The following is a 26,416-nucleotide window of genomic DNA, read 5'->3' on the forward strand; positions in this document are numbered from 1 at the left end:
GAATAAAGGGACGGCTTTAATATTATAAAATATTAAAATTATTTTTTAGATGCAGAAATAGCATCTTGAACGTGATCGTTGTGAACAATAACTTCTTTGAAAGAATAAGCACCAGATTTTGGCGACTTAGTCATTGTAATAACTTTCGAATATTCCTTTCCTTTACCCGTTTTCAGGGTTGCAACTACCTTTTTTGCCATGATCTAAATAGATTGTATTTAGTTAAATACTAAATGTATTACTTAATTTCTTTGTGTACAGTTACTTTTCTCAACACTGGATTGAATTTTTTCAACTCTAATCTCTCAGTAGTGTTTTTACGGTTTTTAGTAGTGATATATCTAGAAGCACCAGGCATGCCGCTTGCTCTATGTTCTGTACACTCTAGAATAACTTGTACTCTGTTACCTTTTTTTGCCATTTTATTAATATTAAGGTTGATTTCACATCAACCAATGTTTCTACAAATATCCTTTTTTCATGAAGCGGTTAATCGCTTCTGTAATACCAATTTTATTGATGGTTTTGATAGCTGAAGTAGATACTTTCAGTGTTATCCAACGATCCTCATCAGGAATATAAAATTTCTGAAGTTGTAAGTTGGGATAAAACTTACGCTTGGTTTTAACGTTTGAGTGAGAAACATTAAAACCTGTCATTGCCATTTTTCCGGTTAAATCACAAACTCTAGACATGCCTTTAAATATATTGTTAATTGTTCTTCGCTTAATTTTTTTAAGAGTGTGCAAATATCAGTAAAATATTTGTAATCATCAAGTAAGAGTCAAAAATAATTTCAATTATTATTTATTCATCACAACTACATATATAAAGTAATAACATCGCCAACGCCTCTAACGTACATCGAGCCAACCACCTTCGTAGTATGTTCCACAAAAAGTGCATTTTTACGAATCTGTTCCGAAGATACCTCGAACAAGTGTGGAACAAGCTCAACGCCAAATCCCTTTCCGAACATGCTTTTTAGCCACTATAATATTGATCAATAAAATTGTTTTTATAAAGCACAATTTTATCTAAGTTTGGGTTTTAGTTGTTGAAATAAACCAAATATGCAAATTAATTCATTTGAAGAATATCAAAAAACTTATCAGTTAAGCGTAGATCAACCTGAGCAATTCTGGGCAGGTATAGCCGATAATTTTCTTTGGAAAAAAAAGTGGGATAAAGTACTTTCCTGGAACTTTTCAGAGCCTAATATCAAATGGTTCGAAGGTGCCAAACTGAACATTACCGAAAACTGTCTTGATCGCCACCTGGCTGATAATGGCGATAAACCTGCCATTATCTGGGAGCCAAATGATCCACAAAAAGACAGCATTACTTTAAGTTATAGAATATTACACGAACAGGTTTGCCGCTTTGCCAATGTTCTGAAAAAGAACGGTGTACAAAAAGGCGATAGGGTTTGTATTTATATGCCAATGGTTCCGGAGCTAGCCGTGGCGGTACTTGCATGTGCACGTATTGGCGCTGTGCATTCTGTTGTATTTGGTGGTTTTTCTGCTAAATCTATAGCCGATCGTATTAATGACGCCCAGTGCAGGGTAGTAATTACCGCTGATGGTGCATTTAGAGGTAATAAGCAAATTCAATTAAAAGAAGTAATTGACGATGCACTGATTGGTTGCCCAAGTGTTGCAAAAGTTATTGTTTTAACACATACCAGAACTCCTGTTTCTATGTTAAAAGGACGCGATATCTGGTGGGAAGATGAGATAAAATTAGTTGATACCAATTGTCCGGCCGAAGAAATGGATGCCGAGGATTTGCTGTTTATATTATATACATCCGGCTCTACAGGTAAACCAAAAGGTGTGGTACATACTGTTGGTGGATATATGGTTTATGCCGGATACACATTTTCTAATGTATTTAACTATCAACCTGATGAAGTGTTCTTCTGCACGGCAGATATTGGTTGGATAACCGGACACTCTTATATTGTTTACGGACCCCTTTCGCAAGGCGCAACAACGGTAATATTTGAAGGTATTCCAACTTATCCAGATGCGTCAAGAATGTGGCAGGTGGTTGAAAAACATAAAGTAAATATTTTATATACTGCCCCAACAGCAATCAGATCTTTAATGAGTTTTGGTCTGCAGCCTATTGAAGGGGTCGACTTAAGCTCTTTAAGGGTTTTAGGATCGGTAGGAGAGCCTATAAACGAGGAAGCCTGGCATTGGTTTGACGAAAATATAGGCAAGAGCAATTGCCCTATTGTTGACACCTGGTGGCAAACTGAAACTGGTGGTATCATGATTTCACCAATCGCCTTTGTAACGCCAACTAAACCTAGTTTTGCAACACTTCCCTTACCTGGTATACAGCCGGTGTTGGTTGATGAGCAGGGCAACGAGATTGAAGGTAACGGTGTGAGCGGTAATTTATGTATTAAATTCCCTTGGCCTGGTATGTTGCGTACGACTTACGGAGATCATGAACGTTGTAAACTGACTTATTTCTCTACTTACGAGAACATGTATTTTACAGGGGATGGTTGTTTAAGAGACGAAGATGGTTACTATAGAATTACTGGTAGGGTAGATGATGTAATTAATGTATCTGGCCATAGAATTGGTACTGCCGAAGTTGAAAACGCAATTAATATGCACGCAGGTGTGGTAGAAAGCGCTGTAGTAGGTTTTCCACATGAGGTAAAAGGGCAAGGTATTTATGCTTTTGTAATTTTCCCAAATGCACATGGTGATGAAGATCTTACCCGTAAGGATATTCTTCAAACGGTTACCCGTGTTATCGGGGCTATTGCTAAGCCCGATAAAATACTCTTCGTTTCGGGATTGCCTAAAACAAGATCCGGTAAAATTATGCGCCGTATTTTAAGAAAAATTGCAGAGGGTGATACTACCAATTTAGGAGACATTACTACGCTTCTGGATCCTGCGGTTGTTGATGAAATTATAGAAAAAGCAAAAAAGTAACAAACAATTATTCCTTAAGCTTGTTTATGTAGTGTCTATTTATTGTTAAACAAAATAAGAAACTATCATGGATAAGTTAGAATTAAAAGGAAAATGGAATGAAATTAAGGGTAAAGTGAAACAAGCGTATGCTGACTTAACCGAGGATGATTTGAAGCATGAAGAGGGGAAAGATGATGAGTTGTTGGGTAAATTGCAGCAAAAAACAGGTAAAACCAGAGATGAACTGGTAACCTGGATAAAATCATTATAAGAAACATAAATAAAAGGGCCTGATCAATTATGGTCAGGCCCTTTTATTTATGAGGATTTTGGATTTTAATACCCAAATATTTGTTCCAATGTTAACTTGGTAACGGTTCCAAACTTCTGCATGTCTTCTAATCTCACTTTTTTCTCTGAAGCAACAATGCAATAATTGTAAGGCTTGTTAGCAACATTGTTGGTGTGAAATTCTTTGATGTCAGCAAATGTTAAAGGCTTTAAACCATTGTACTCGTCAATTCTCGAATCATGGTCAATCCCAAGTTTCTGATCTGCAAAGTAACTCTGTATAATATCATCTTTAGTAACACGGCTGGTTTCCAACGCATTTAATGCATTGTATTTTGAGGCTTCGAACGATTTATCTGCTTGTGGTAAAACATTAAGCAATTCGTTCATCCCTGCCACGGCGTCGTTCATTTTATCAGCCTGACTACCTACATAAGCTATCATAGCATAATTCTTGTCTTTTCTGTCGGGCGATGAATAAACGGCAAATGTTGAATAAGCCAAAGCTTTAGATTCACGTATAGTTTGGAAAACTATAGATCCCATACCCCCACCAAAATAGCTATTGAATAAGTTTACTTTGGCTGTAAGGTCTGGATTAAAAACGCCTCCATTTCTTATCCAGCGAATTTCTGACTGAACCATGTCGTAATCTGCAAAATAGACCTGATTGGTCGCATTGTTGGTGTACGTGAATTTTTTAGCCGGTGGTTCAGGGCTAAACGCTGCAGGTAATTTATGAAGTTTACCTATGCTTTCTGTAAAAGCTTCCAGGGTGTGTGGTCCATAATAGGTAATGGTGTGTTTAAAGTTGTCGATATTATGTAGGATGCTGATCAACTGGTCTGAAGTAATATTTTTTATTTCTTCGTTGCTTGAGGTAGAATTAAATGGATTGCTAGCTCCATATTGAGCATAGTTCATTAAACCGCCTAGTATTGCACTCTTATTAAGTTTGTTGTTCTCTCTTGCTTTAAGGATACGGCTTTTAAGTTCTACCAATGCCTGTTCATTCGGTTTGCAGTTGGCCAAAATATGCTCAACCAGCATTACAGCTTTCTCAAAGTTTTCTTGTAAGCCACTAATATTTATAGTAGTAACCTCGTTACCCACATTGATGCTATAGGTGCAGGCAATATTATAAAATTCTTTACTTATTTGTTCGGCAGAGTATTTATCCGTCGCTAAAAAAGTTAAGTATTGCGAAGCATATGGTTGCAGCATGTTGTTTAATGCGCCCATTTCGAAACGGTAAGATAAGCGGAAAATGCTGTTCTCTTTATTTTGAACTGTTATTACATCGGCAATGCCCACTTTGCCATAGTTTAAGTCTTTTTTATAATCGAGGAACTTAGGTGCTATAGGATTTGTTGGAGCTGCAAGCAGATCTTTGGTGAAAACAGATGTTTCTGCAGCATTTGTGTTTACGGGAGTGATGGCAGGTTTTTCGACCTTCGCAATGTTTTTGTCCTCACCTTTGTGTTTAAATGCAATAACATAGTTGTTGATGAAAAACTGTTTTGCAAATTCAGTAACCTGGCTCTTGGTAATCTTAGCCATCTCATCAGGATTGCTTAAAGATTTGTCCCATTTGGTTCCACGATTTAAAATAAATTCATTAGTTGCGGCATCAACACGGTATGCATTATTGTCGAAGGCTTGCAGTAATCCTAGTTTACTATTGGCTACAGTTGCTTTGATAAGGCTTTCATCAAAATCTCCTTTCTTTAAGATCTCAATTTGATCAAGTAATAGCTTTTGAACTTCTTCTAATGTTTGGCCTTGTTTAGGTTGGGCCGACATATTGAAAACGCCATAATCCTTCATCTGCTGATAGCCAGCGCTTGAGCGTAAAACTTTTTGCTGTTTGTTTAAGTTGATGTCGAACAAACCTGCTTTTCCGTTCGCTAAAATGCTTGATATTAAATCTAATAGCATGCTCTGTTTGGTGTTCTCAGCATATCCTCTATAAGATATTTCTACACTCTCTGCACTGGGGCCATATATATCGACCTTTTGAATTTTAGTTAACGGTTTTTCAGGAGCCGGATTGTAAAGTGTAACAGGTTTTGATTGCATAAAGGCAAATGACTTGTCAACTTTTTTAATCATTTCATCAGGGTTAAAATCTCCAGCCAATACTACTGCCATATTATTAGGTACATAATATTTATTGTAATACTTTCTGATTTCGACAAGAGATGGGTTTTTAAGGTGCTCTATTGTACCAATAGTGGTTTGCTGACCATAATTATGAGTAGGAAATAATAGTGCCGACATTTTCTCATCCATTTTCCAGGCATCATTATCAAGTCCACGGTTTTTCTCTTCATAAACAGCCTCCAGTTCAGTGTGGAAGATGCGGAAAACAGGATTGCGGAATCTTTCCGCCTGCAGAGCTAAAAACTTATCAGTGGCATTGGCCGGAAAATCTTCATTGTATACGGTTTCTTCATACCATGTATGGGCATTGCTAGACTGGCCGCCAATTGCTTTAATCATTTTATCGTATTCATTGGCAATTGAATAATTAGATGCCAGACCAGATGTTTTATCTATCTGCGCGTAAATCTCTTTCCGTTTAGCAGGATCAGTGGTTTTGTTGTATTGCTCGTATAATCCATCTATCTYATCTAACAAAGGTTTCTCTTTTGTATAGTCCATTGTTCCGAATTTGTCGGTTCCTTTAAATAGCAAATGCTCCAGGTAATGTGCTAAGCCAGTTGCTGTACGCGGATCTGTATTACTTCCCGCTCTAACAGCCATTCTGAACTCAATAGTCGGTTCTTTTACGTTTTGTGATAAAATAACCGTTAGCCCATTTTTTAGTGTGTAAAACCGCGACTTGGTTGGGTCGTTTGTTACGTATTTGTAAGTGTATCCATCAGTGGTGGCTGTTTTCCATTGATAGCCAGATTGAGCCATAACCCCAGACCCTATCAAAAGGAAAAAGGATAGCGCTAATAGTTTGTTCTTCATATATTTTATTTTTTTATGTATAGTAAGGTTGTCTTGGATCCTTATTAAAATAAATTTAAATCCCATATGGCCTCACAGCTTTTAAGTTATACATCAAATATATGTGGATTGTGTATTAAGTCCTGAACTTTAGATCGAATTCTTGTACTTTTACGGCAACAAGGGCTGTAGGCATACCAGTTTTGCTTAAATAGGTGATTCTGACATATCAACAGGCTTTTATGATTATAATAAAACAGATATATCTTAAATGAAAAAGCAGCAATCCAGACCTAATATTTTAGTGGTAAACGACGACGGTATAACCGCTCCGGGAATTAAGAATTTGATTGAAGTTGTTGAGGAAATCGGAAATGTAGTTGTAGTAGCACCAGATGGACCTCAGTCGGGGATGGGCCACGCAATTACTATTGGTAAGCCATTGCGTTTTGATCGGGTAGATTTGTATCCTGGTGTGGAAATGTATAAATGTTCCGGTACACCTGTTGATTGCGTTAAGCTTGCTGTAAATAAAATATTTAAAGGTAAAAAGCCTGATCTGTGTGTTTCTGGTGTAAATCATGGGTTAAATAATTCCATCAATGTGATCTATTCAGGAACCATGTCGGCCGCGGTTGAAGGGGCAATAGAAGGTATCCCTTCGATTGGTTTCTCACTTGATGATTTTTCGCAAGAGGCAGATTTTAGTCATTGTAAAAAGTTTATTAAAGCCATTTCTTTACAGGTACTTGAACATGGTTTACCGCCTGCAACATTGCTTAATGTTAATTTTCCAAAAGGCGACGGTTTAAAAGGCATTAAGATTTGCCGACAAGCGAATGCTAAATGGGCAGAAGAATTTGATGAAAGAAAAGACCCATATGAACGCCCTTATTACTGGTTAACAGGTGTTTTTCAAAATAATGATAAAGGTGAAGATACTGATGTTTGGGCGCTGGAGAATGGTTTTGTTTCAGTAGTTCCTGTTCAGTTTGATTTAACAGCGCATCATGCAATTCCTGTTTTAAATACCTGGACATTTGATGTTTAGAAATGTAAAGAATTCTGTATTAATAGGTTTGGGTATCGGTGCTTTGGTGCCTGGTGTATTGGTTGCCGGGGTATGGTACCTGATGCATAGGTTCGCTTTTTTAGCTAAAGCAGATCTTTTGTTGATTGGCTGTATTGCTGTAAATGCCTTATTAATGCATTATTTTTTTAAACAGAATAAGGATAATGTGGGCAGGGGTATTATCAGTGCAACATTTCTATGGGCATTTGCCTTCTTTTATTATAAAGTTACCCAATCATGAGATACTATTTAGTAGCCGGAGAAGCATCCGGAGATTTACATGGAGCCAACTTAATGRAGGCATTAAAAGTTCAGGATCTAAATGCGGAATTCAGATTTTATGGTGGTGATAAAATGAAAGCTGAGGGGGGTATTCTTAAAAAGCACTATGCTGAAATGGCATTTATGGGCTTTACCGAGGTTTTGTTAAATCTACGTACCATCCTTAAAAATATGAAGGCATGTAAGGCTGATGTATTGGAATATCATCCTGATACGCTGATTCTTATTGATTTTCCTGGCTTCAATTTAAAAATAGCAGAGTTTGCTAAAGAGAATGGAATTCGTGTTTGCTATTATATTTCTCCAAAGGTTTGGGCATGGAATCAAAAGCGTGTATTAAAAATCAAAAGGATAGTTGATAAGCTGTTTTGCATTTTGCMTTTCGAAGTAGATTTTTATAAAGAATGGGGCATGGAGGTCGATTATGTTGGCAATCCTTTATTAGATGCAATTGCTCAATTTACTCCTGACCCTTCTTTCAAAAAAACTTATGGGTTGAATGATAAGATTATAGCACTGCTTCCTGGTAGCAGAAAACAAGAAATTGAGCGCTTGCTGCCAGATATGCTAAGTGTAACAGGTCGTTTTCCCGATTACAAGTTTGTTGTTGCAGCGGCTCCTGATTTTGATGAGAATTATTACAAACAATTCATCTCGTCTGAAAATGTAACGCTGGTTTTTGAACGAACTTATGACCTATTGAATGTTGCCGCGGCCGCAATTGTAGCATCTGGTACGGCAACGCTTGAAACTGCTTTGTTTCATATACCGCAAGTTGTGGTTTATCGCGGAGGGGCAATCTCTGTTGCTATTGCCAGGATGCTTGTTAAAATAAGGTTCATTTCTTTGGTGAACTTGATTATGGATAGAAAGGTGGTTACAGAATTAATTCAGGAAGATTGTAATACACAAAATATTTCTGATGAGCTTGGCCTCATCTTAAGTGGAGAAGGTAGACAAAAAATGCTGGGCGATTACGAAGAATTATCTTCAAAAATGGGAACTGCCGGTGCATCAGAACGTACTGCAAAACTCATAATTTCGTATCTAAAGGGGATYTAGGAAGTCCCTCTGTTTCAGTTTTTTAAGCTAGATTTATTTTTTAAAAAATATTCTTTTGTGAATTATTTTCCTTATTATTGGTATAGATAAAACGTTTTTATAAAATATAGCTCCCATATATTATGAGAAACAGAACCAACCAACCAGTAGTACATCTACACCAGGAATTTCTCCTTTTGATTGTAAGAGAAATTAGATTTTTTTTACACCCCACCTTGTATGATCCTGTTGCTTTAAAAGCATCTTAATTATACCCTTTTCAAACTTTTCTTAAGCATTCCTTTTTAAGGTCATGTGCGTTGTTGCGTGCTTGTGATTTTACATTGGAATGGGGGTTTTTAGTACGCTTACTCTAACTAAATATAAACTAAAATTAAGCTAATGAAAATCAAACAAATTATCCTCGCAGGGATTCCAATGCTCTGTTTAACAGGGTTACAATCCTATGCGCATCCCGCTGATTACACCAAAATCAGTTCCGGTATGGGCAGTGTCGCCTTCTTTCAGGCACAGAAAATTGTGATTACAGGCACTGTGGTTGATGAAAAATCTCAACCTATACCTGGTGTAGGGATCAAATCTCTCAAAACAAACAAGTCTACCGTTACCAATGCCAGTGGTAAATTCAGCATTGAGGTAGATAATGCAAGTGAGCAACTCTCGTTCTCGTATATCGGGTATGCTACTCAAACCCGGGCCGCGGGGTCTGGTGCTTCACCACTTACCATTAAAATGGTTCCTGCCGAAGGAGTTGAATTGGCAGATGTAGTGGTGATTGGTTATGGTACCTCTAAAAAATCTGATTTAACCGGTGCGGTAGGTACGGTAAAAGCAGAGCAATTGCAGGAACGTCCGGCATCTTCTCTAAATCAGGCCTTAACAGGAAGGATATCCGGAGTCCAGGTCAATACAAACTCAGGTCGGCCTGGCGGAAGAGCCAATGTCAGGATTCGTGGTTTTAGTTCCATCAACTCATCTAATAATCCTTTATATGTAGTAGATGGGGTTCAGTTGCCAATGGGAAATCAAGCCCAGGCCAGCCAGGCTATTGACTACATCAATCCTAATGACATCGTTTCTGTAGAGGTGTTGAAAGACGCATCCTCTACCGCTATTTATGGTTCCAGGGGAGCCAATGGTGTTATTCTGGTTACAACCAAGCGCGGAAAGACCGGTGAAAGCAGGATAGATTATAATGTAGATGTGAGTGTGCCGTCAGTTGGTCCTAATTTTCCGAAAGTATTAAATGCGAAAGAATTCCTGGCTGTGGAAGATCTGGCATATAAAAACATGGAAAAATATGACCCGGCAGGATGGGCAGCAGGTAAATATGTTACAAGAAACCCAGCCCTGGCCAGAAAGGATCCAAGGTTGTTTGATAGTAGCGGCAACCCTTATTTTGATACCGACTGGCTTAAAGAGGCTACTCAGAACAAGCTATCTCAAAATCATGAGCTTGGTTTTAGTGGAGGTAATGAGCGCACTACCTATGCCTTTTCAATCGGACACAGAAATGATCRGGGACTCATCAAGACCTCATTCCTCAAGCGATATTCTGGCAGGTTCAGTATTGATGACCAGGTAAAACCATGGTTAAAGGTAGGGGGTACGCTAAGCTACACCAATCAAAACGAAAATCTGGTAGATCAAAGTGATCAGGTGGCGCGCAGTATTGTAGAAGATTTTCCGTTTTTACCTGTAAAATACAGTAACGGTTTTTATGCTGATAACAGAGACTATCCAAATGCCGAGGGCCGTTTCAATGTAGTGCACAGGTTGTATGATACCAAGTTTTTACTGGGAACCCAAACAACCCTTGGCAGTCTGTATTCAAATATCAAGTTTGCCGAAGGTTTAGAAATGAAAACCATAATAGGTGCAAATGTGATTTCACAGGAAAATAATGAATACAGCGGGCGTACGCTAAATATCTCTGATCAGGGCTATGCTGCCGGACGTACCCGGAAGGAAGCCTTCTGGTCTATAGAAAATTTCCTGACCTACAACAAGCGCTTTAACGAGAATCACTCCATCACTGGTTTATTGGGGATATCCTGGCAGAAAAGCACTTTCAACAACATCAGCTCTGAGGTAAGGGGCTTTGCAACTGATTATTTTGAATTTAACAATTTAGGAGCAGGCAGTCTGAATCMGCAGGTCGGATCCAATAGATCGCTGCAACAACTTAACTCTTACTTTGGTAGACTAAATTATAGTTTTAAGGATAGATATTTGTTCACTGTTACTGGTCGTGCGGACGGCTCCTCGAAGTTTGGCGAAAGTAACAAATATTCGTTCTTTCCCTCTGCAGCAATTGCATGGAGAGTTTCTGAAGAGAATTTCTTAAAAGACAACCGCGTTATTTCTAATTTAAAGCTTCGCAGTAGCATCGGAGTTACAGGTAATTCGGAAATACCACCATACTCATCACTTCCCCTGCTGGGCACCAATTATCCAGCAGTTATTAATGATGTAAGAGTAGTTGGAACAGGTCTAAACAGACTTGCTAATCCGGATCTTCGCTGGGAAAAGACCACACAAAGCGATGTTGGTGTTGAACTGGGAATGTTTGGCGGCAAAATATCACTGGAGTTGGATCTTTATTATAGGAAAACCACAGACATGTTGCTGGATGCGCCGGTTCCACGTACAAGTGGTTTTGTAAATATCCGAAAAAATATCGGATCTATGGAGAATAAAGGGTTGGAAGCTCAATTGAATACCACAAACTTTGATTCAGAAGATTTTTCATGGAAAACGTCTTTTAATATATCCTTTAATAAAAACAAAATACTTTCTCTGGCAACACCTGCTGATATCTTTGGTATAGGTGGTCCTAACTTTACCAATCCAACTAATATTATCCGTGTTGGAGAGGCTGCTGGTTCATTCTGGGGACTTACCCGTTTGGGTGTTTGGTCTGAAGCAGAGCGTGCAGAAGCAGCTAAATTTGTGAGTTATCGAAATGGAAATACAATTCTACCAGGTGATATTAAATATCTTGATGTGAATGGAGATTATGCTATAAATGATGCCGACAGATCAATTATTGGTAATGGTAGTCCAGACGCCTGGGGTGCATTATCCAATACTTTCCGCTATAAGAGTGTTGACCTAACTGTTGAACTTCAATATTCAGTTGGGGCAGACGTGATGGACATGACTACTCACTCTAGTGAAGACAGGGTTTCTCTGGCCAACAGCTATGCTACGGTATTGAACGCGTGGACTCCTCAAAACCAGAATACGCAGATTGCCGAAATCCGTGATACTCGTGCCGGCTATGTAACCAATGTGGATACCCATTGGATCAAAGACGGTTCGTTCATCCGTGGCCGGAATGTGTTGCTTGGATATAACTTCGCCAATTCAATTGTACAAAAAATGAGGTTGAACAGATTAAGGGTCTATGTATCTGCACAAAACCTCTTTTTGATTACCAGTAAAGAGCTTCAGGGAGACCCTGAAACAACACCAACAGGTGGGTATGCAAATGATGGCAATAACGTATTCTCGCAGGGAATGAATTGGCACAGCTACCCAAGACCAACAATCTTCATGTTGGGTTTAAATATAGGTTTGTAATGTTTTTATTAAATCATTTTAATGATGCGATTAACACTTAAAAAAGATATACTGATGAAAATTAACATATTAAAACATATTAGCAGTGCGGCCCTTTTTGGACTATTACTGCTTGGATCAGGTTGTTCAAAGTTTCTTGAAGAGCGCGATCCTTCAAATCTGGCACCTGATAATTTCTATACCATACCGGAACATGCTGAAGCAGCGATAGCCTCAGTATATGCAGGGACACGATTTATTGGCGATGGGGCCGGAATCTTCTCTTCAAACTGGCAATTGCTGGAAGCAGTGACAGGAACTTCTACCACAGAGACAGCTCAAAACTCCGACCTAAATAACTTATACGGACTGATTTACGATCCGAATACGGGACATGTAATCAATTATTGGAATGGTATATATCGAGTTATTGCTCAGGCAAACCTGGTTCTTGAAAAAGTTCCAGGTATTACGCCTATGGATGATGCACAAAAGAAACGTATTTTAGGCGAAGCAAAATTCCTCCGTGCATGGGCATATTTCTATGCAGTAAGGTTGTGGGGAGATGTACCATTAATTACAAAACCACAAACACTACAGTCTGAGGATTTTTTCCCTAAGCGGGCTACAGCTGAGAGTGTATATACTTTAATTGTAGAAGATTTGATTGCTGCTGAAGAGGCGGGATTACCCTGGATGAATAAGAATGGCAGGGTTTCGCTGGCAGCAGTTAAGTCGGAACTGGCGTTGGTTTACCTGACAATGGCTGGCTTCCCATTGAGCAAAGGAGCAACCCATTACAAACTGGCAGCGGATAAAGCCAATGAGGTGATCACTTACGCAAAAGCGAATCCGGCAGCGATTGATCTTTTTGCAACTTATGCAGAGGTACACAGAGAAACATTGAAAAATGAAAAAGAACACATTTTCATGATCCAATACAATTCTGTAGTTGCAGGTAACCCAATGGACAATATGTATCCAAACTTCAAACCGGTTACATTTAATGGTGCATCGGGTACAGGAAGTACCGTTCCTACCCGTCAGTTTTATAATTCCTACGAAGCAGGAGATGAACGTGCCAAAGACCGGGAGGGGTATTTTTATACCAGCTACTTTACTAATGGTAACGGAGCTTTATTTCAACTGGGAGCACCTTATATATTCAAACACTTTAATACCATCGCCAATGGTTCTTCGGGCGTAGCGGGTACACGCAATAACAATTTGAATGTACCGGTGATTCGCTACGCGGAAATTCTGCTTGTCTATGCCGAAGCTCAAAACGAGTTAGGTGCTCCAACGCAGGATGCTTATGATGCTTTTAAGCGCATTCGCGATCGCGCCAAACTGGTAACTCCTGCATTTGGCACTTACAGTCAAACAACATTCCGGGAAGCTGTGTGGAGAGAGCGCTGGCATGAACTGTGTTATGAGCAGATCACCTGGTTTGACATGGTCAGGCTTAGAAAAGTATATAACGAAACTACACAGGGATTTGATAATTTTGTGGGACATGTGAACCTGAGTTCCAATCAACCTTTACAGAATAAACATCTGCTTTTCCCTATTCCAAGACCTGAGTTGCAAAACAATCCTAACCTTGCCCCTCAAAATCCCGGATATCAATAATATCAAATAATTAATCAGGATAGAGCCTGCAGTTATATTTTATACTGCAGGCTTTTTTGTGATTTTTTTGCTACAAAGCCTAGATTTTTATCCATTATATAGCCTCTTTTTTTGCCTTAAATTCCAGTAGTAATTGCTTTATTTTAAGGGGACTTAACTTCTATTTTTCTTTCATATCATTTCAAATTGTAACAATATTGTTTGTAAAAAAAGCAAAAAAAAAATTCTGGTTTGAACAATTTTCTTTAATATTGGCGTTGATAAAACGTTTTACTGAAATCTACGTATACCAAATATTCATGAAAAACCAACGATTATTCTTAGCCGCTGCTCTCTCACAAAACATTCAGGTTGTTCCGTTAAAAAAATATTTTCTTTTTATCAATAACCGCTTCAGGGTATAATCTTAGACCCTCTCTCAACTAATCTAATTTTCTCTCTTTTTAGGCTACTCCAAAGTAGAACCATAGACTTTTTATGCCTACGGTTTTGATATCTGGAAATAGCTGATAAAACGTTTTATCTGCTTTTGCAACAGTATGAACTTGAAACATTTAATAACACTAACTATAATTTAAACTAAAAACYCATGAACATTAAACTACTAATTGGTACGGGGGTATGTCTACTCTGTTCCATGAGTTTTCGAAGCTACTCTGCAACGGAGGGTTATCTGGAAACGAATAATTTAAGCCGGGCCTTATCTCAGCCAGATAGACAGGCTGTTGCGCGCAAAGTAATCATAACAGGGGTAGTCCTGGATGAAAAATCTCAACCTATACCCGGTGTTGGAGTTAAAACAGCATCAAATAAAGCTACAGTAACTGATGCTAACGGTAAATTCAGCATCGAAGCCGAAAGTGAGACGGAATTAATTACTTTCTCTTATTTAGGCTATGCAACGCAAAGTAAAGCTGCTGGAAATGGTACTGCGCCATTAACTATTAAAATGGCGCTTGATGAAGGTGTGAACCTTGATGATGTTGTTGTAGTAGGAGTAGGTTATGGAACATTAAAGCAAAAAGAGGTTACTTCATCTGTAGCTCACGTAGGTAGAGAAGATTTCAGACAAAGTGGTTCAAGAAACCCACTAGATCTTATCCAAGGTAAAGTAGCCGGTCTTCAAATTTCCAGACCGGGCGGATCTAATCCGAATTCTGGTGTAAGCGTTCAGCTCAGGGGAGCAGTAACCTCTACGGGTAGCGGAACACCTTTATATGTAATTGATGGTATTCCTGGTGGTAATCCCGATCTATTGCAACAAGATGATATTGCTTCGGTAGACATCTTAAAAGACGGATCTGGTGCTGCAATATACGGTACCAGTGCCAATGCGGGTGTAATTCTAATTACCACCAAAAAAGGTAAATCAGGACCTGCCACATTTGATTACTCTTCATACTTTAGAAAAGAGTATATCCAAAACAGACCAGATTTCTTAACAGCTGATGAGTACAGACAGAAAATTGCTTCTGGAGAACTTAAACAACAAGATTTCGGCCATAGCACTGATTTTTTTGATGACTTGATCAATCACAACAATTTTTCTCAGAATCATAACCTGGCATTAACCGGTGGTTCGGATAAAACCAGCTATCGTGCCAGTGTAAATTACAGGAATCTTGATGGGATTGCCCGTGAAAACGGTCGCGAGGAATATGGACTGCGTTTAAATGTAAATCAAAAGGGACTAAACGACAAGTTAAATGTGCAGCTTAATTTAGCTACCAACATCAACAAAGCAAACATGTTAGGTGGTGGCGGTTGGGAAAGCGAGTCTACAAAAAACCCGACATTATCTAATTTTAATGACGATGGTAGTTACCGTTTTGACTTGACCAGTACCAATGAGTATGCGCGTTTAGCCCAGCAAACCTCGTACAGGAAACAACAAACGAGCTCTGCCGATGCAAAGGCAGATCTGGAAATTGTTAAGGGTTTGAAAGCTTCAATTTTCGGATCGGTGCAGCGCAACAGTTATACGGATGGGCAATACCGTTTAAAAGCCAGTGAAGATTCAATGGAAAACACAGATTTTCCAGGCGGCGGATATGCTTATAAAGGTGACTTTTTAGAGCAGAAATATGCCTTGGAGCCAACAATTCAATATGAAAATACTTTCGCTGATAAGCATAAAATAACTGCAATCGGTGGTTACAGCTATAGATATGAGATTCAGGAGGCATCTAGCCTTGAAAACAGAGGCTTTATTAATGATGCATTTCGGGAAGATAATATAGGTGCTGGTGCAGCTCTGGGGGTTGGAAAGGCAGGTATGTCCAGCTCAAAATCTGACAACACATTGATTGCTTTTTTTGGAAGAGTGAATTATGTATTCAATGACAAGTATATGGCGCAATTTATTTTACGTCATGAGGGTTCTTCGAAATTTGGTAGAAATAACAGATGGGGTAATTTCCCAGCAGTATCTCTTGGATGGAATATGTCTCAGGAAAATTTCATGAAGGATGTTAAGTTTATCAATTATCTGAAATTGAGAGCTGGTTATGGTATGACTGGTAATGCTCCTACAGAAAACAATGTTTCTAGAGTTATGCTTGGCGAAGGTGGCAAATATCTGTTCCCAGATGGTAGCTATTATGAAACCTATGGGCCGACCACCAACTATAATCCTGACTTGAAATGGGAATCAAAAAGAGAGTTAAATGTTGGTATTGATTTCACCATGTTCGACAATAAATTGACAGGATCATTGGATGTATTTAATCGCAAAACAAAAGACCTCCTTGACGTTTACAGATCTCCTCAGCCTCCATACGTAGTCAGAGAAATTTGGACTAACGTAGGGACATTTTCATCGAAAGGAATTGAGTTAGCATTAGGCTATAAAGCGATAACTACGGAAGATTTTTCTTGGAATACAAATATAACAGCAAGTACAACCAACAACGTAATGGACAGTTACTCCAACTCTCAATATGTTGTTAAGTTTATCCAAAAAGGAGATATACAGGGAGCAGGCGACTTAGGACAAGCTTTTACAACTTTTGAAGGTAAAGAAATCGGTGTATTCTATGGAAAAAGGTTCGCCGGTTTTACAGAAGATGGCAAGTGGTTATTTTATAATAGAAATGGTGAAAAGGTTAGAAATGATCAAATCAACAATTCAAGAAATGATTTAAATGCAACAGATCTTGCACCAATTGGAAATGCGGTACCAAAGTACTATGCCTCATGGGCGAACAATTTCAAATACAAAAACTTTGATTTAAGTATCTTCCTTAGAGGGAAATTCGACTTTGATATATTAAATACAACAGCTTTAAGCTATGGTAATAAATCAGCCTGGAGTGGAAACATCTTAAAAGATGCCTTTACCAAATACAGCCAGATCAACGATACGTACATGTATTCTGATTACTATGTAGAGAGCGGAAGCTTTGTGAAAGTTGACGAGATCACTTTAGGATACAACTTTAAGTTGAAATCTAAAGGCTTAAGGAACCTGAGGGTATACGTTACAGGCCAGAACTTGGCTACAATCACCGGTTATTCTGGTAATGATCCTGACTATGTATTGGATACAGGAATTGGTAATGAGGACAACGGTAGATTTTTAGGAATTGACACTAGGGGGCCTTATCCAAGTACACGTTCTTTCTTAGTAGGTCTAAATGTTGGATTTTAATTAATAAAAAAATGAAAAGTAAATCACTTATATATACTGCATTGGTCGGCGCATTGTGCTTAACAAACGCTTGTACCAAACTTGATGAAAATGCATATAACGTAATTGCTGCGGATGATTTCTATAACAATAAAACTGAAGTCATATCCGCTGTTTTAAGACCTTATACTCATGCCAACGCATGGGCTACCCCTTCCGGACAAGACGGCTGGTGGAGACTTGCAGAGCTATCCGGAGATCAGCTGGCATGGCCAACTAAAGGTCGCCATGGTGAAGATGGAGGCAAATGGAAAAGATTGCATTACCATACCTGGACAGTTGATGAAGGTGGAATTGACAATGCATGGGTATTGATGTATTGGGGTATGGGTCTTTGCAATAGCGCTATTACAAATATCGAGAATCGTGATATTGCAAAAATGGGTATCACACAAGCAGAGAAAGATGCTTATATTGCTGAATTGAAATTGCTTCGCGCATTCCACTATTTAAAACTAATGGACTTATTTGGTAACATCCCGATCTCGACAGTTATTCCAGAGGGTGCATCTGCAGATCTTCCAAATACTACAAACAGAGCAGAAGTATTTGCATTTATTGAAGGTGAGATTAAAGCAAATATAGAGAAAGCACCTAAGGCATCAAGAGCTACCCTCGGTCGTATGAATCAGGCAGCTGGTTATGCAATGTTGGCGGAGCTTTATTTGAATGCAGAGGCATGGATAGGCACTCCTAGATGGGATGATTGTATCGCAGCAACTGATAAAATAATCTCAGGAGAAGCGGGAGGACAAAATGGAACTATGGCTTTAGATCCAAACATTTCAGACCAGTTTAAAAGCACTAATGATCTGTCTAAAGAAGTGATCTTCTCAATTGCTTACGATTATAAAATTGCCAATTTTGCTACGGGCTTTCCATCGGAATTCTATCACTTTAAACAACAGGAAATCTATGGCGGTGGCCGTAATGGTAACGATGGTATTGTTGTAATTCCTGGCGTATACACCACCTACAAAGACGCTGACAAACGTAAATCTGATTGGTTGTTAATTGGTAAAATGGTTAAGTTTTCGGATGGAAAAACACCTGTTTTGGCTTCTGAAGAATACAAAGATCTGCAATTAGAATTTGTGGATAATATCCAGAAAAACAAAACTGGCTCTAAAGTCTCTAATATGAGTGAAGGTGAAGAGAACAGCGGTGTTCGTTTTAATAAATATAAATTAGGCAATCAATTTCCTGGACCAGGCGGAAAACCTGAAATTGATCCTAACTATAATAATACCGACTGGAACATCTACCGCTTAACCTGGATTTATTTTGCAAAAGCAGAAGCGATTATGCGTAAAAACGGAGGCGTTGCAACAGGGGAAGCTGTACAATTAGTCAACGATTGTAAAAAACGTGCATTCACTGAGGCTGACTGGGCTGCTAATGCATACACGACTTCAACACTTACAATGGATGAGTTATTAGCTGAACGCGGACGTGAGTTCATTTTTGAAGGTTTCAGAAGAGATGACTTAATCCGCTTTGGTAAATTTGCTTCAGGTTCATGGTGGGATCATACACCTAGTAATGCAAACAAGGCTTTGTATCCAATTCCACAGCAGCAGCGTAATTTAAATACTAAGCTTACTCAAAACCCAGGTTATAATTAAATAATAATTCCTTAGGATTTTCCTAAGTATCAAGAACGGGTGATTGTTAACAACAATCACCCGTTCTGTTTTTAAAAGTTATTTTATTTTCATATTATTGGGATACTAAATCGTTTTAAACCAAATATAAAACCCCCTTAGATAGGTAATAAGGGAGAACCACACAAACATGAAACTAAAAACTATTTTAATCGCATTTGTATTGCTGCTCAATGTTGCATTTGCGCAACAGCCAGATCTGGTGCAATACGTAAACACCCTGCAGGGTACCAATTCTAAACATGAACTTACAAGGGGTAATACATACCCTACAACAGCACTACCTTTTGGCATGCATACATGGACCCCACAAACGGGTAACAATGGRGACGGCTGGAAATACCAATATTTTAAGAAAACCATTCGCGGTTTTCAACAAGCCCATCAATGCAGTTCATGGACAAATGATTATTGCGTATTTTCTTTAATGCCGGTTACAGGAAAGCTAGTTGTAAATGAAAATGATCGCCAGACTGGTTTTGACCACAAGAATGAAATTGCTAAACCTAATTACTACAAGGTAAAACTCGATAATGATGTTGTAACTGAAATTGCCCCAACAGAAAGGGGAGCGCACCTGCGTTTTACTTTTCCTAAGAATGGTAAAAGTTACCTTGTTTTGGACGGATACACCGGTTTAAGTGAGGTAAAGATCTATCCTAAAGAAAAAAAGATCACAGGGTATGTTCATAACGGCCGTATAAGAGACAGCCTGAATAGCTATTTCGAAATCATTTTTGATAAACCGTTTGTAAAGTATGGTACCTGGGATAACACTAATAATGCAATATCAGAAGGTACATTAACAGCACAGGGTAAAGGGAAGGGTGCTTACATCGAGTTTAAACCTGGCGAAATGGTACAAGCGAAAACGGCGTCATCCTACATCAGTGAAGATCAGGCAAGCTTAACTTTAAAAAGAGAGTTAGGGAAGTYTAAAACCCTGGATCAAACAAAAGCTGCGGGCGCAAAAATATGGAATGACCATTTGGGTAAAATCCTTGTAGAAGGCGGATCGGAAGAGGATAAAGCTACATTCTATTCTTGCTATTTCAGAGCAAGCTTGTTTTCAAGACAATTCTTTGAATATGATAAAGATGGTAAACCTTATTATTTTAGTCCGTATGACGGTAAAGTGCACCAGGGATACATGTTTACTGACACTGGTTTCTGGGATACCTTCCGTGCCCAGTTTCCACTAAATACTATTATGCAGCCTACAATGCATGGCCGTTATATGCAGGCAATGTTGGATGCGCAGGAGCAATGCGGATGGCTTCCATCCTGGTCATTCCCTGGAGAGGGGGGAAGTATGATTGGTAATCACGCCATTTCTTTATTGGCTGATGCCTGGGCAAAAGGGATCAGAACATTTAATCCGGAACAAGCGCTAAAAGCATATCTTCATGAGGCAACCAATAAAGGTCCATGGGGCCCCGCCAATGGCCGCCATGGTTGGAAGGAATATTACGAACTGGGTTACGTCCCATATCCCGAATACAGAGAGGCCACAGCAAAAACGCTGGAATATGCTTACGATGATTTTTGTGGCTATAATCTGGCAAAAATGACCAATAACGATTTCTATGCTGATGTATTTAGCAGACAGATGTATAACTATAAAAATGTTTACGATCCAGGTACCCGCTTTATGCGCGGTAAACAAAAGGATGGCAAATGGGTGCCTAATTTTGACCCCATCGAATGGGGTGGTCCGTTTACAGAAGGCAACGCATGGCACTATCAGTGGTCGGTATTTCAAGACGTTCAAGGGCTAATCAATCTGATGAAAGGCGAACAGAATTTCACTGCTAAATTGGATTCTGTATTTACTGAACCCAATAAAGTTAAGGTAGGTACTTATGGTGGCTTAATCCACGAAATGACAGAGATGGTGATGGCCAATCTGGGCCAGTATGCACATGGTAATCAGCCAATACAGCATATGATTTACCTATATAATTATGCAGGTGAACCATGGAAAGCACAATTCCATGCACGAGATGTAATGTATAAACTTTATAATTCTACAGAAAATGGATATCCTGGCGATGAAGATCAGGGCCAAACTTCTTCATGGTATGTATTAAGTGCAATCGGTTTTTATAGCGTTTGTCCGGGTACAGATCAATATGTTATTGGCAGTCCAATGTTCAAAAAAATTACAATTAGTCTGGAAAATGGCAAGAAATTTATCATAGAGGGAAACAACAATAACAAAGAAAACTTTTACATTAGTGCAGCCGCGCTGAATGGAAAAATATATACCAAAAACTATATCACACATAGTGACATTACCAATGGGGGTATATTGAAATTTGAAATGAGTAATAAACCAAATCTGCAAAGAGGCCTTTCTGGTGATGATAAGCCTTTTTCTTTATCAAAATAAAACATGAAACGAAGAATCTTTTTACAAAACACCGGGTTATTGGCAGCCGGACTTATGGTAGACAAAGTATCATTTGCTGCAGCACCAGATTTTCCTGTTGTCAGAGTACCTGAATCAAAAAGACACTTTCAAAGTAAAGCTGTAGAAAGTGCAATAGCTGAATTCAAAAAGAATGTCAAAAACAAGGAATTAGGATGGTTATTTGAAAACTGCTTTCCTAATACTTTAGATACTACGGTAACTTATACAGAACAAAATGGTAAGCCTGATACTTATGTTATCACTGGTGATATTGATGCTATGTGGCTGCGCGATAGTACAGCTCAGGTAACACCTTACTTATCGCTTGTAAAGGATGATAAAAAACTGCACGATATGATTGCGGGTGTAATTAACCATCAGGTAAAATGTATTCATAAAGATCCCTATGCAAATGCATTTTATGGCGATGAAACGAAAGAAGGGGAGTGGAAAACCGATATTACCGACATGAAACCGGGTATTCATGAGCGCAAATGGGAAATTGATTCATTATGTTACCCAATCCGTTTAAGTTATCAATATTGGACGTTAACTAAAGATACAGCACCGTTTGATACAGCCTGGAGAGATGCAATTGCTTTAATTGTGAAGACTTTTAAAGAACAGCAAAGAAAAGACGGTCTGGGACCATATCATTTTCAACGCAAAACATCCTGGGCTACTGACGGCGTACCATTAAGTGGTTACGGATATCCAGTAAAACCAGTTGGGTTAATCTGTTCTTCTTTCCGTCCTAGTGACGATGCAACTATATATAACTTCCTTGTTCCTTCTAATTTCTTTGCGGTTATCAGTTTAAAACAAGCAGCAGAAATATTGAAGGCAGTAAATAAAGATACTGCTCTGGCAAATGAATGTATTGCCTTGGCAACTGAAGTTGAAAATGCATTGCAGAAATATGCGATTGTAACACACCCTGAATTTGGTAAGGTATATGCATTTGAGGTAAATGGATATGGCAGTTTCAATATTATGGACGATGCTAACGTACCTAGTTTACTGGCACTTCCTTATTTAGGTGCGGTAAAACCTAATGATCCCGTATACATCAATACACGCAAACTAATTCTTTCATTAGAAAACCCTTTCTATTTTGAGGGTAAGGCCGGAAAAGGAATTGGAAGCCCACATACGGGATTAGATAAGATCTGGCCAATCAGTGTTGTAATGAGAGGATTAACGAGCAACAATGATGCAGAAATTAAGCAATGTTTGCAAACATTGCAAAGCGGTCATGGTGGTACGGGATTTATGCACGAATCTTTTAATAAAAACGATGCTAAAGATTTTACCAGATCTTGGTTTGCATGGTCGAACACAATTTTTGGCGAGCTGCTTTGGAAAATTTACAAAGAAAAACCTCACCTTTTGGTGTAAATAATGGTCTAAGTAAAAGGGAGTTGTTTTTTCTTAAACAACTCCCTTTTCAATTATACCTAAAGCAGTAGTTTTGATTAGGCGAAATCGCAATTTTCCACTACAAGAGTTGCGGCACCTAAAAGTTCAGATTGTGATGCAAGATTCGAAACTTTTATTTCTGTATGGTCAGCTAATCTGGGGATGCAGAATTCATTTATAGCTTGTTGTATTGGAGCCATTAAAAATTTACCAGCTGCCGCACCCCGACCACTTAAAACTATAAGTTCCGGATTCATAATGTGAATAAGTGTAGCAATCCCCTTTCCTATTAAAAAAGCAGCATCAGAAAGTATAGAGAGTGCTAAAGGATCACCCGCTCTTGCCGCATCCAGAAAATGATCTCCTTGTAACCTCGATTCATCTTTAAATAAATTTTCCATACTGGAACTTATACCATTTGCCATTTCAGATCGTGCCCTTTCAACCAGAACCAATAAAGAGGTATCTACCTCTAAACAGCCTCTTTTGCCGCATGAGCATAATTTGTTACTTTGAGATAAAGGTATGTGGCTAAATTCACCCGCATAACCATTGTGTCCTTTAAAAAGATTTCCATTAATGATCATTCCAAGGCCTATTCCCCAGCCAATATTTATAACCATAATGTCATCGTAGCCTTTCCCAATCCCAAATTTCAATTCCGCGAAGGCAATCAAGCTAGAGTCATTTTCAATAAATACCGGTAAACCAATTGATTTCTTTAGATAATCCTTTAAGCTTTTTTCGTCTGTGGATTTAAGAAAAGTATGATTAACTCCCTGTTCTGCATTCACAAACCCAGGCATTCCAATCCCAACTCCAAGGAGCTGTTCTGAAGGAATTCCAGAAAGTGCTATGTTTGATTTGATGAACTGGACTAATTTGGTTAATGCATCAGTATCTTCCACCAAGTTGAGTGGGAGTGTATAAGTTATATTTTGAGGTTTGTTTAGCAAATCATAAATAACCATGCGTGTTACCAGCTGATCCATAGCCACAGCGATGATATACATTTGTTTTTGCGGATTCAATGAAAAAGTCAAGGGCCTGCGACCACCACTTGAGGGGGCAAGGCCGTGTTCTAGAACATAACCATCTCTTACCAAATCATTCACTGCGCTGGTAATTAGAGGTAAGCTCTTATGACTAAGAGAGCTTAGTTCAGTTAAGGTGAGCATCTTGCTGTAATACAGCTGTTTGATCACTTCTTTTCTTAAGATGTGGTATTTTCTAATTGTTGCAGTCATGATACATGTTTTCCAGAGGCCGGTAGAGCCAAGAGTATGCCAGTTAAAATATTAATGCGCATAAGACTAAGGATAGCCGTTTAATTTATTATTGGGTTATTATTGTTCATAAGTGAACACGCATCGTGCAATTTGGGACAGCTCAATCGTTCCAGCACTTTGCGTTGTCTAAAATAATGAAAATTATTATCTCCAAGGATAATTGTTAGTATATTTATCGCATCCACCAATTAGGGGGCCTAACCAGTTCAATTTACTGTATGATCCACTTTACAAGACGAGCCTTTTTTAACGGAGCTGCGGGCTTACATCGGGCCTCCTACTCACCACCGATACTCTACTCGGGCGGGGTGATATGGTTATTCCATTAAAATAGGTATCTTTAGAATCTTATTAGCGCCTAATAGTGAACGATTTATCTATATTTAACTGGTCCCTCAAAAGAACGTTGCTGAACGTCTCGGATCCTATTGAAAGAGCCAAAATAACGGTATTATTCATTGTTTTTCTGTTAAATTTCCCAAAACTTGCACTATCAGTTACCGATCATTTAATTAGTCATAGCTACGATAAACTTATTGGCGATTCAATTTCATTTCTCGTCTCAATTGTGGTAATTAAACTATTACTCTCCAGACCAGATATTGTAAAAATATTAATACACGTTGCGTTAATAGCAATTACCAGCTATGTCATGAGGCATTTATTTTTTCATAAAATAAGCATTCCAATAATGCAGCATATTTTTATGGCAATGACCTTTAGCTTTTATGGACTTGGTCGCCGGTGGGGTATCCTTTACTGTTCAATATTTACCGTATCGATGTGTTTAGCACTTATTAATCGTGGAAGCGACTTTACGGTTCTTAATAGTCAATATGATAATCATACCATTGCCATACTCATAATAGGAATTAATTTCATTGCCATAGCAGCATCTCACTACTACTTTTATACCGTCCTCTATGGTACACTAAATGAGAAAAAGATACTTAATGAAGAACTACAGCTTACTGTTAAGTCTAAAACAGATTTTCTTTCAACGATGTCACATGAGCTAAGAACGCCCCTGAATTCTGTGATTGGAATGTCAAACGTTTTACTAAATGATAAACCAAATAAAGAGCAAAAAGAAAATCTGGATGTGCTTAAGTTCTCTGCCGAGAGTTTGCTGTCGTTGATAAACAATATTTTAGATTTTAATAAAATAGACTCAGGGAAAATAGAATTGGAATCGATTCCTTTTGATATCTCAACTCTGATTCGAAATGCCTGCGCAGGGTTCGGAGCAAAGGCTGGAGAAAAGAGATTAAATTATCATGTTCAAATAGATACCCAAATTGGAAAGCAACAAGTAATTGGGGACCCAACAAGGCTTGTCCAGATTATCTTTAATCTAGTAAGTAATGCCATTAAGTTTACCCAAAAGGGGATGGTGGAGGTACGTGCCATAATAAGAAGGAAAAATCAGGATGGTATTGTTATTAGGTTTTCAGTTAAAGATACAGGTATGGGCATCAGTCCTGAAAAGCAAAAAATAATTTTCGAACCTTTCTTACAGGCATCAAAAAGTATTACCAGAAATTTTGGAGGTACAGGATTAGGCCTTTCCATTGTAAAGCATTTGTTAGAGCAAATGGGTAGTAAAATAATGATAGATAGTGAGGTGGGTAAAGGAACCCGCTTTTATTTTGATATTAAATATGCAACAACGGAGCTAACTACTACTACAGTTAAAGAAATTAAGCAAAAAGAGGTAAATATTGATCAGCTAAAAATCCTTCTCGCCGAGGATAATGCAATGAATATCTTGTTCATGAAAAAGCTGTTGTCCACCTGGAATGCTCAAATTGTAATCGCTGAAAATGGTGAAGAGGCATTTAGATTAGCTAATGAAAACTATTTCGATGTAATCCTAATGGATTTAAATATGCCTGTGATGGATGGGTATAATGCAACTAAAATGATTAGAGAAATTGCTGATTCCACTAAATCAAATGTTCATATCATTGCACTTACAGCCTCAGCCTCCGATGAGGTAAGAGAGAAAATAGAAGAGTGCAAAATGGATGATTACTTAAGCAAGCCATTTCAGCCCGAGGAATTAAAAGTGAAGTTGCAAATTGTTCAGGAACGTATAGCAAACTTTAATTCCTTATAATAGTCTAATTTCTGC

Annotated in this window: 18 protein-coding genes; 12 read left to right on the forward strand and 6 right to left on the reverse strand. The window is 38.4% G+C overall.

Features of this window, described 5'->3' with window-relative positions; all coding sequences use genetic code 11:
* Window positions 1–38: 38 nt before the first annotated feature.
* From AC1DG9_RS06505 to AC1DG9_RS06520, 4 genes are all read right to left on the reverse strand, one after another.
* Complete coding sequence (locus tag AC1DG9_RS06505) at window positions 39–200, reverse strand: DUF4295 domain-containing protein (RefSeq protein WP_069378912.1); 162 nt, start codon at window positions 198–200, stop codon at window positions 39–41.
* A gap of 38 nt (window positions 201–238) precedes the next feature.
* Window positions 239–421 carry a 50S ribosomal protein L33 gene (gene rpmG / locus AC1DG9_RS06510; protein WP_048903767.1) on the reverse strand — a complete coding sequence of 61 codons (183 nt, stop codon included), beginning with the start codon at window positions 419–421 and terminating at the stop codon, window positions 239–241.
* Between the two features lie 40 nt (window positions 422–461).
* Window positions 462–695: a 50S ribosomal protein L28 gene (gene rpmB / locus AC1DG9_RS06515; RefSeq protein WP_039866682.1), complete on the reverse strand. Its 234-nt coding sequence runs from the start codon at window positions 693–695 to the stop codon at window positions 462–464.
* Window positions 696–820: 125 nt separating this feature from the next.
* Window positions 821–979: a hypothetical protein gene (locus AC1DG9_RS06520; RefSeq protein ID WP_337717476.1), complete on the reverse strand. Its 159-nt coding sequence runs from the start codon at window positions 977–979 to the stop codon at window positions 821–823.
* Between the two features lie 94 nt (window positions 980–1,073).
* On the opposite strand from AC1DG9_RS06520, the gene acs reads away from it, so the two are divergent.
* Entirely contained in the window at window positions 1,074–2,966 is a 1,893-nt protein-coding gene (acs, locus tag AC1DG9_RS06525) for an acetate--CoA ligase (protein ID WP_337717477.1), read from the forward strand.
* 67 nt (window positions 2,967–3,033) lie between these two features.
* The gene (locus AC1DG9_RS06530; protein WP_048903769.1) at window positions 3,034–3,219 is read left to right on the forward strand and encodes a CsbD family protein; all 186 of its coding nucleotides are present in this window, start codon (window positions 3,034–3,036) and stop codon (window positions 3,217–3,219) included.
* A 65-nt stretch (window positions 3,220–3,284) separates the two neighbouring features.
* Here the strand turns inward: AC1DG9_RS06530 and AC1DG9_RS06535 are convergent, their stop codons facing one another.
* Window positions 3,285–6,218: a M16 family metallopeptidase gene (locus AC1DG9_RS06535; RefSeq protein ID WP_477634428.1), complete on the reverse strand. Its 2,934-nt coding sequence runs from the start codon at window positions 6,216–6,218 to the stop codon at window positions 3,285–3,287.
* Between the two features lie 250 nt (window positions 6,219–6,468).
* On the opposite strand from AC1DG9_RS06535, the gene surE reads away from it, so the two are divergent.
* The 9 genes from surE to AC1DG9_RS06580 all read left to right on the forward strand — a co-directional run bounded on the left by surE (window position 6,469) and on the right by AC1DG9_RS06580 (window position 22,972).
* Window positions 6,469–7,248, forward strand: a complete 780-nt coding sequence (surE, locus tag AC1DG9_RS06540; RefSeq protein ID WP_172659059.1) for a 5'/3'-nucleotidase SurE — start codon at window positions 6,469–6,471, stop codon at window positions 7,246–7,248.
* Window positions 7,241–7,510, forward strand: coding sequence for a stationary phase survival protein SurE (locus AC1DG9_RS06545; RefSeq protein WP_288883184.1), 270 nt, complete (start codon window positions 7,241–7,243; stop codon window positions 7,508–7,510). Before surE ends, AC1DG9_RS06545 begins: the two co-directional genes overlap by 8 nt.
* Window positions 7,507–8,613: a lipid-A-disaccharide synthase gene (gene lpxB / locus AC1DG9_RS06550; protein WP_477634429.1), complete on the forward strand. Its 1,107-nt coding sequence runs from the start codon at window positions 7,507–7,509 to the stop codon at window positions 8,611–8,613. Before AC1DG9_RS06545 ends, lpxB begins: the two co-directional genes overlap by 4 nt.
* Window positions 8,614–8,994: 381 nt before the next feature.
* A complete protein-coding gene (locus AC1DG9_RS06555; RefSeq protein WP_477634430.1) occupies window positions 8,995–12,198 on the forward strand; it encodes a SusC/RagA family TonB-linked outer membrane protein in 3,204 nt (1,067 codons plus the stop codon).
* A 54-nt stretch (window positions 12,199–12,252) separates the two neighbouring features.
* A complete protein-coding gene (locus AC1DG9_RS06560) occupies window positions 12,253–13,809 on the forward strand; it encodes a RagB/SusD family nutrient uptake outer membrane protein (protein WP_172659062.1) in 1,557 nt (518 codons plus the stop codon).
* Between the two features lie 589 nt (window positions 13,810–14,398).
* On the forward strand, window positions 14,399–17,458 hold the full coding sequence (locus AC1DG9_RS06565; RefSeq protein WP_337717481.1) for a SusC/RagA family TonB-linked outer membrane protein: 3,060 nt from the start codon (window positions 14,399–14,401) through the stop codon (window positions 17,456–17,458).
* An 11-nt stretch (window positions 17,459–17,469) separates the two neighbouring features.
* Entirely contained in the window at window positions 17,470–19,122 is a 1,653-nt protein-coding gene (locus AC1DG9_RS06570; RefSeq protein ID WP_337717483.1) for a RagB/SusD family nutrient uptake outer membrane protein, read from the forward strand.
* Between the two features lie 169 nt (window positions 19,123–19,291).
* Entirely contained in the window at window positions 19,292–21,553 is a 2,262-nt protein-coding gene (locus AC1DG9_RS06575; RefSeq protein ID WP_477634431.1) for a GH92 family glycosyl hydrolase, read from the forward strand.
* A gap of 3 nt (window positions 21,554–21,556) precedes the next feature.
* On the forward strand, window positions 21,557–22,972 hold the full coding sequence (locus AC1DG9_RS06580; RefSeq protein ID WP_337717487.1) for a glycoside hydrolase family 125 protein: 1,416 nt from the start codon (window positions 21,557–21,559) through the stop codon (window positions 22,970–22,972).
* 77 nt (window positions 22,973–23,049) lie between these two features.
* Here the strand turns inward: AC1DG9_RS06580 and AC1DG9_RS06585 are convergent, their stop codons facing one another.
* The gene (locus AC1DG9_RS06585) at window positions 23,050–24,240 is read right to left on the reverse strand and encodes an ROK family protein (protein WP_246269352.1); all 1,191 of its coding nucleotides are present in this window, start codon (window positions 24,238–24,240) and stop codon (window positions 23,050–23,052) included.
* A 406-nt stretch (window positions 24,241–24,646) separates the two neighbouring features.
* On the opposite strand from AC1DG9_RS06585, the gene AC1DG9_RS06590 reads away from it, so the two are divergent.
* Window positions 24,647–26,401, forward strand: coding sequence for an ATP-binding protein (locus AC1DG9_RS06590; protein ID WP_337717489.1), 1,755 nt, complete (start codon window positions 24,647–24,649; stop codon window positions 26,399–26,401).
* Window positions 26,402–26,416 lie beyond the last annotated feature (15 nt).

Source organism: Pedobacter sp. 05L430, assembly GCF_056397585.1.

Excerpts from the sequence above, each read along its gene's own strand:
- AC1DG9_RS06565 (WP_337717481.1), top strand. The coding sequence starts at position 14,399 with ATGAACATTAAACTACTAATTGGTACGGGGGTATGTCTACTCTGTTCC.
- acs (WP_337717477.1), top strand. The coding sequence starts at position 1,074 with ATGCAAATTAATTCATTTGAAGAATATCAAAAAACTTATCAGTTAAGC.
- rpmB (WP_039866682.1), bottom strand. The coding sequence starts at position 695 with ATGTCTAGAGTTTGTGATTTAACCGGAAAAATGGCAATGACAGGTTTT.
- AC1DG9_RS06505 (WP_069378912.1), bottom strand. The coding sequence starts at position 200 with ATGGCAAAAAAGGTAGTTGCAACCCTGAAAACGGGTAAAGGAAAGGAA.
- AC1DG9_RS06560 (WP_172659062.1), top strand. The coding sequence starts at position 12,253 with ATGAAAATTAACATATTAAAACATATTAGCAGTGCGGCCCTTTTTGGA.
- AC1DG9_RS06585 (WP_246269352.1), bottom strand. The coding sequence starts at position 24,240 with ATGACTGCAACAATTAGAAAATACCACATCTTAAGAAAAGAAGTGATC.
- AC1DG9_RS06530 (WP_048903769.1), top strand. The coding sequence starts at position 3,034 with ATGGATAAGTTAGAATTAAAAGGAAAATGGAATGAAATTAAGGGTAAA.
- rpmG (WP_048903767.1), bottom strand. The coding sequence starts at position 421 with ATGGCAAAAAAAGGTAACAGAGTACAAGTTATTCTAGAGTGTACAGAA.
- AC1DG9_RS06570 (WP_337717483.1), top strand. The coding sequence starts at position 17,470 with ATGAAAAGTAAATCACTTATATATACTGCATTGGTCGGCGCATTGTGC.
- surE (WP_172659059.1), top strand. The coding sequence starts at position 6,469 with ATGAAAAAGCAGCAATCCAGACCTAATATTTTAGTGGTAAACGACGAC.
- AC1DG9_RS06545 (WP_288883184.1), top strand. The coding sequence starts at position 7,241 with ATGTTTAGAAATGTAAAGAATTCTGTATTAATAGGTTTGGGTATCGGT.
- AC1DG9_RS06580 (WP_337717487.1), top strand. The coding sequence starts at position 21,557 with ATGAAACGAAGAATCTTTTTACAAAACACCGGGTTATTGGCAGCCGGA.
- AC1DG9_RS06520 (WP_337717476.1), bottom strand. The coding sequence starts at position 979 with ATGTTCGGAAAGGGATTTGGCGTTGAGCTTGTTCCACACTTGTTCGAG.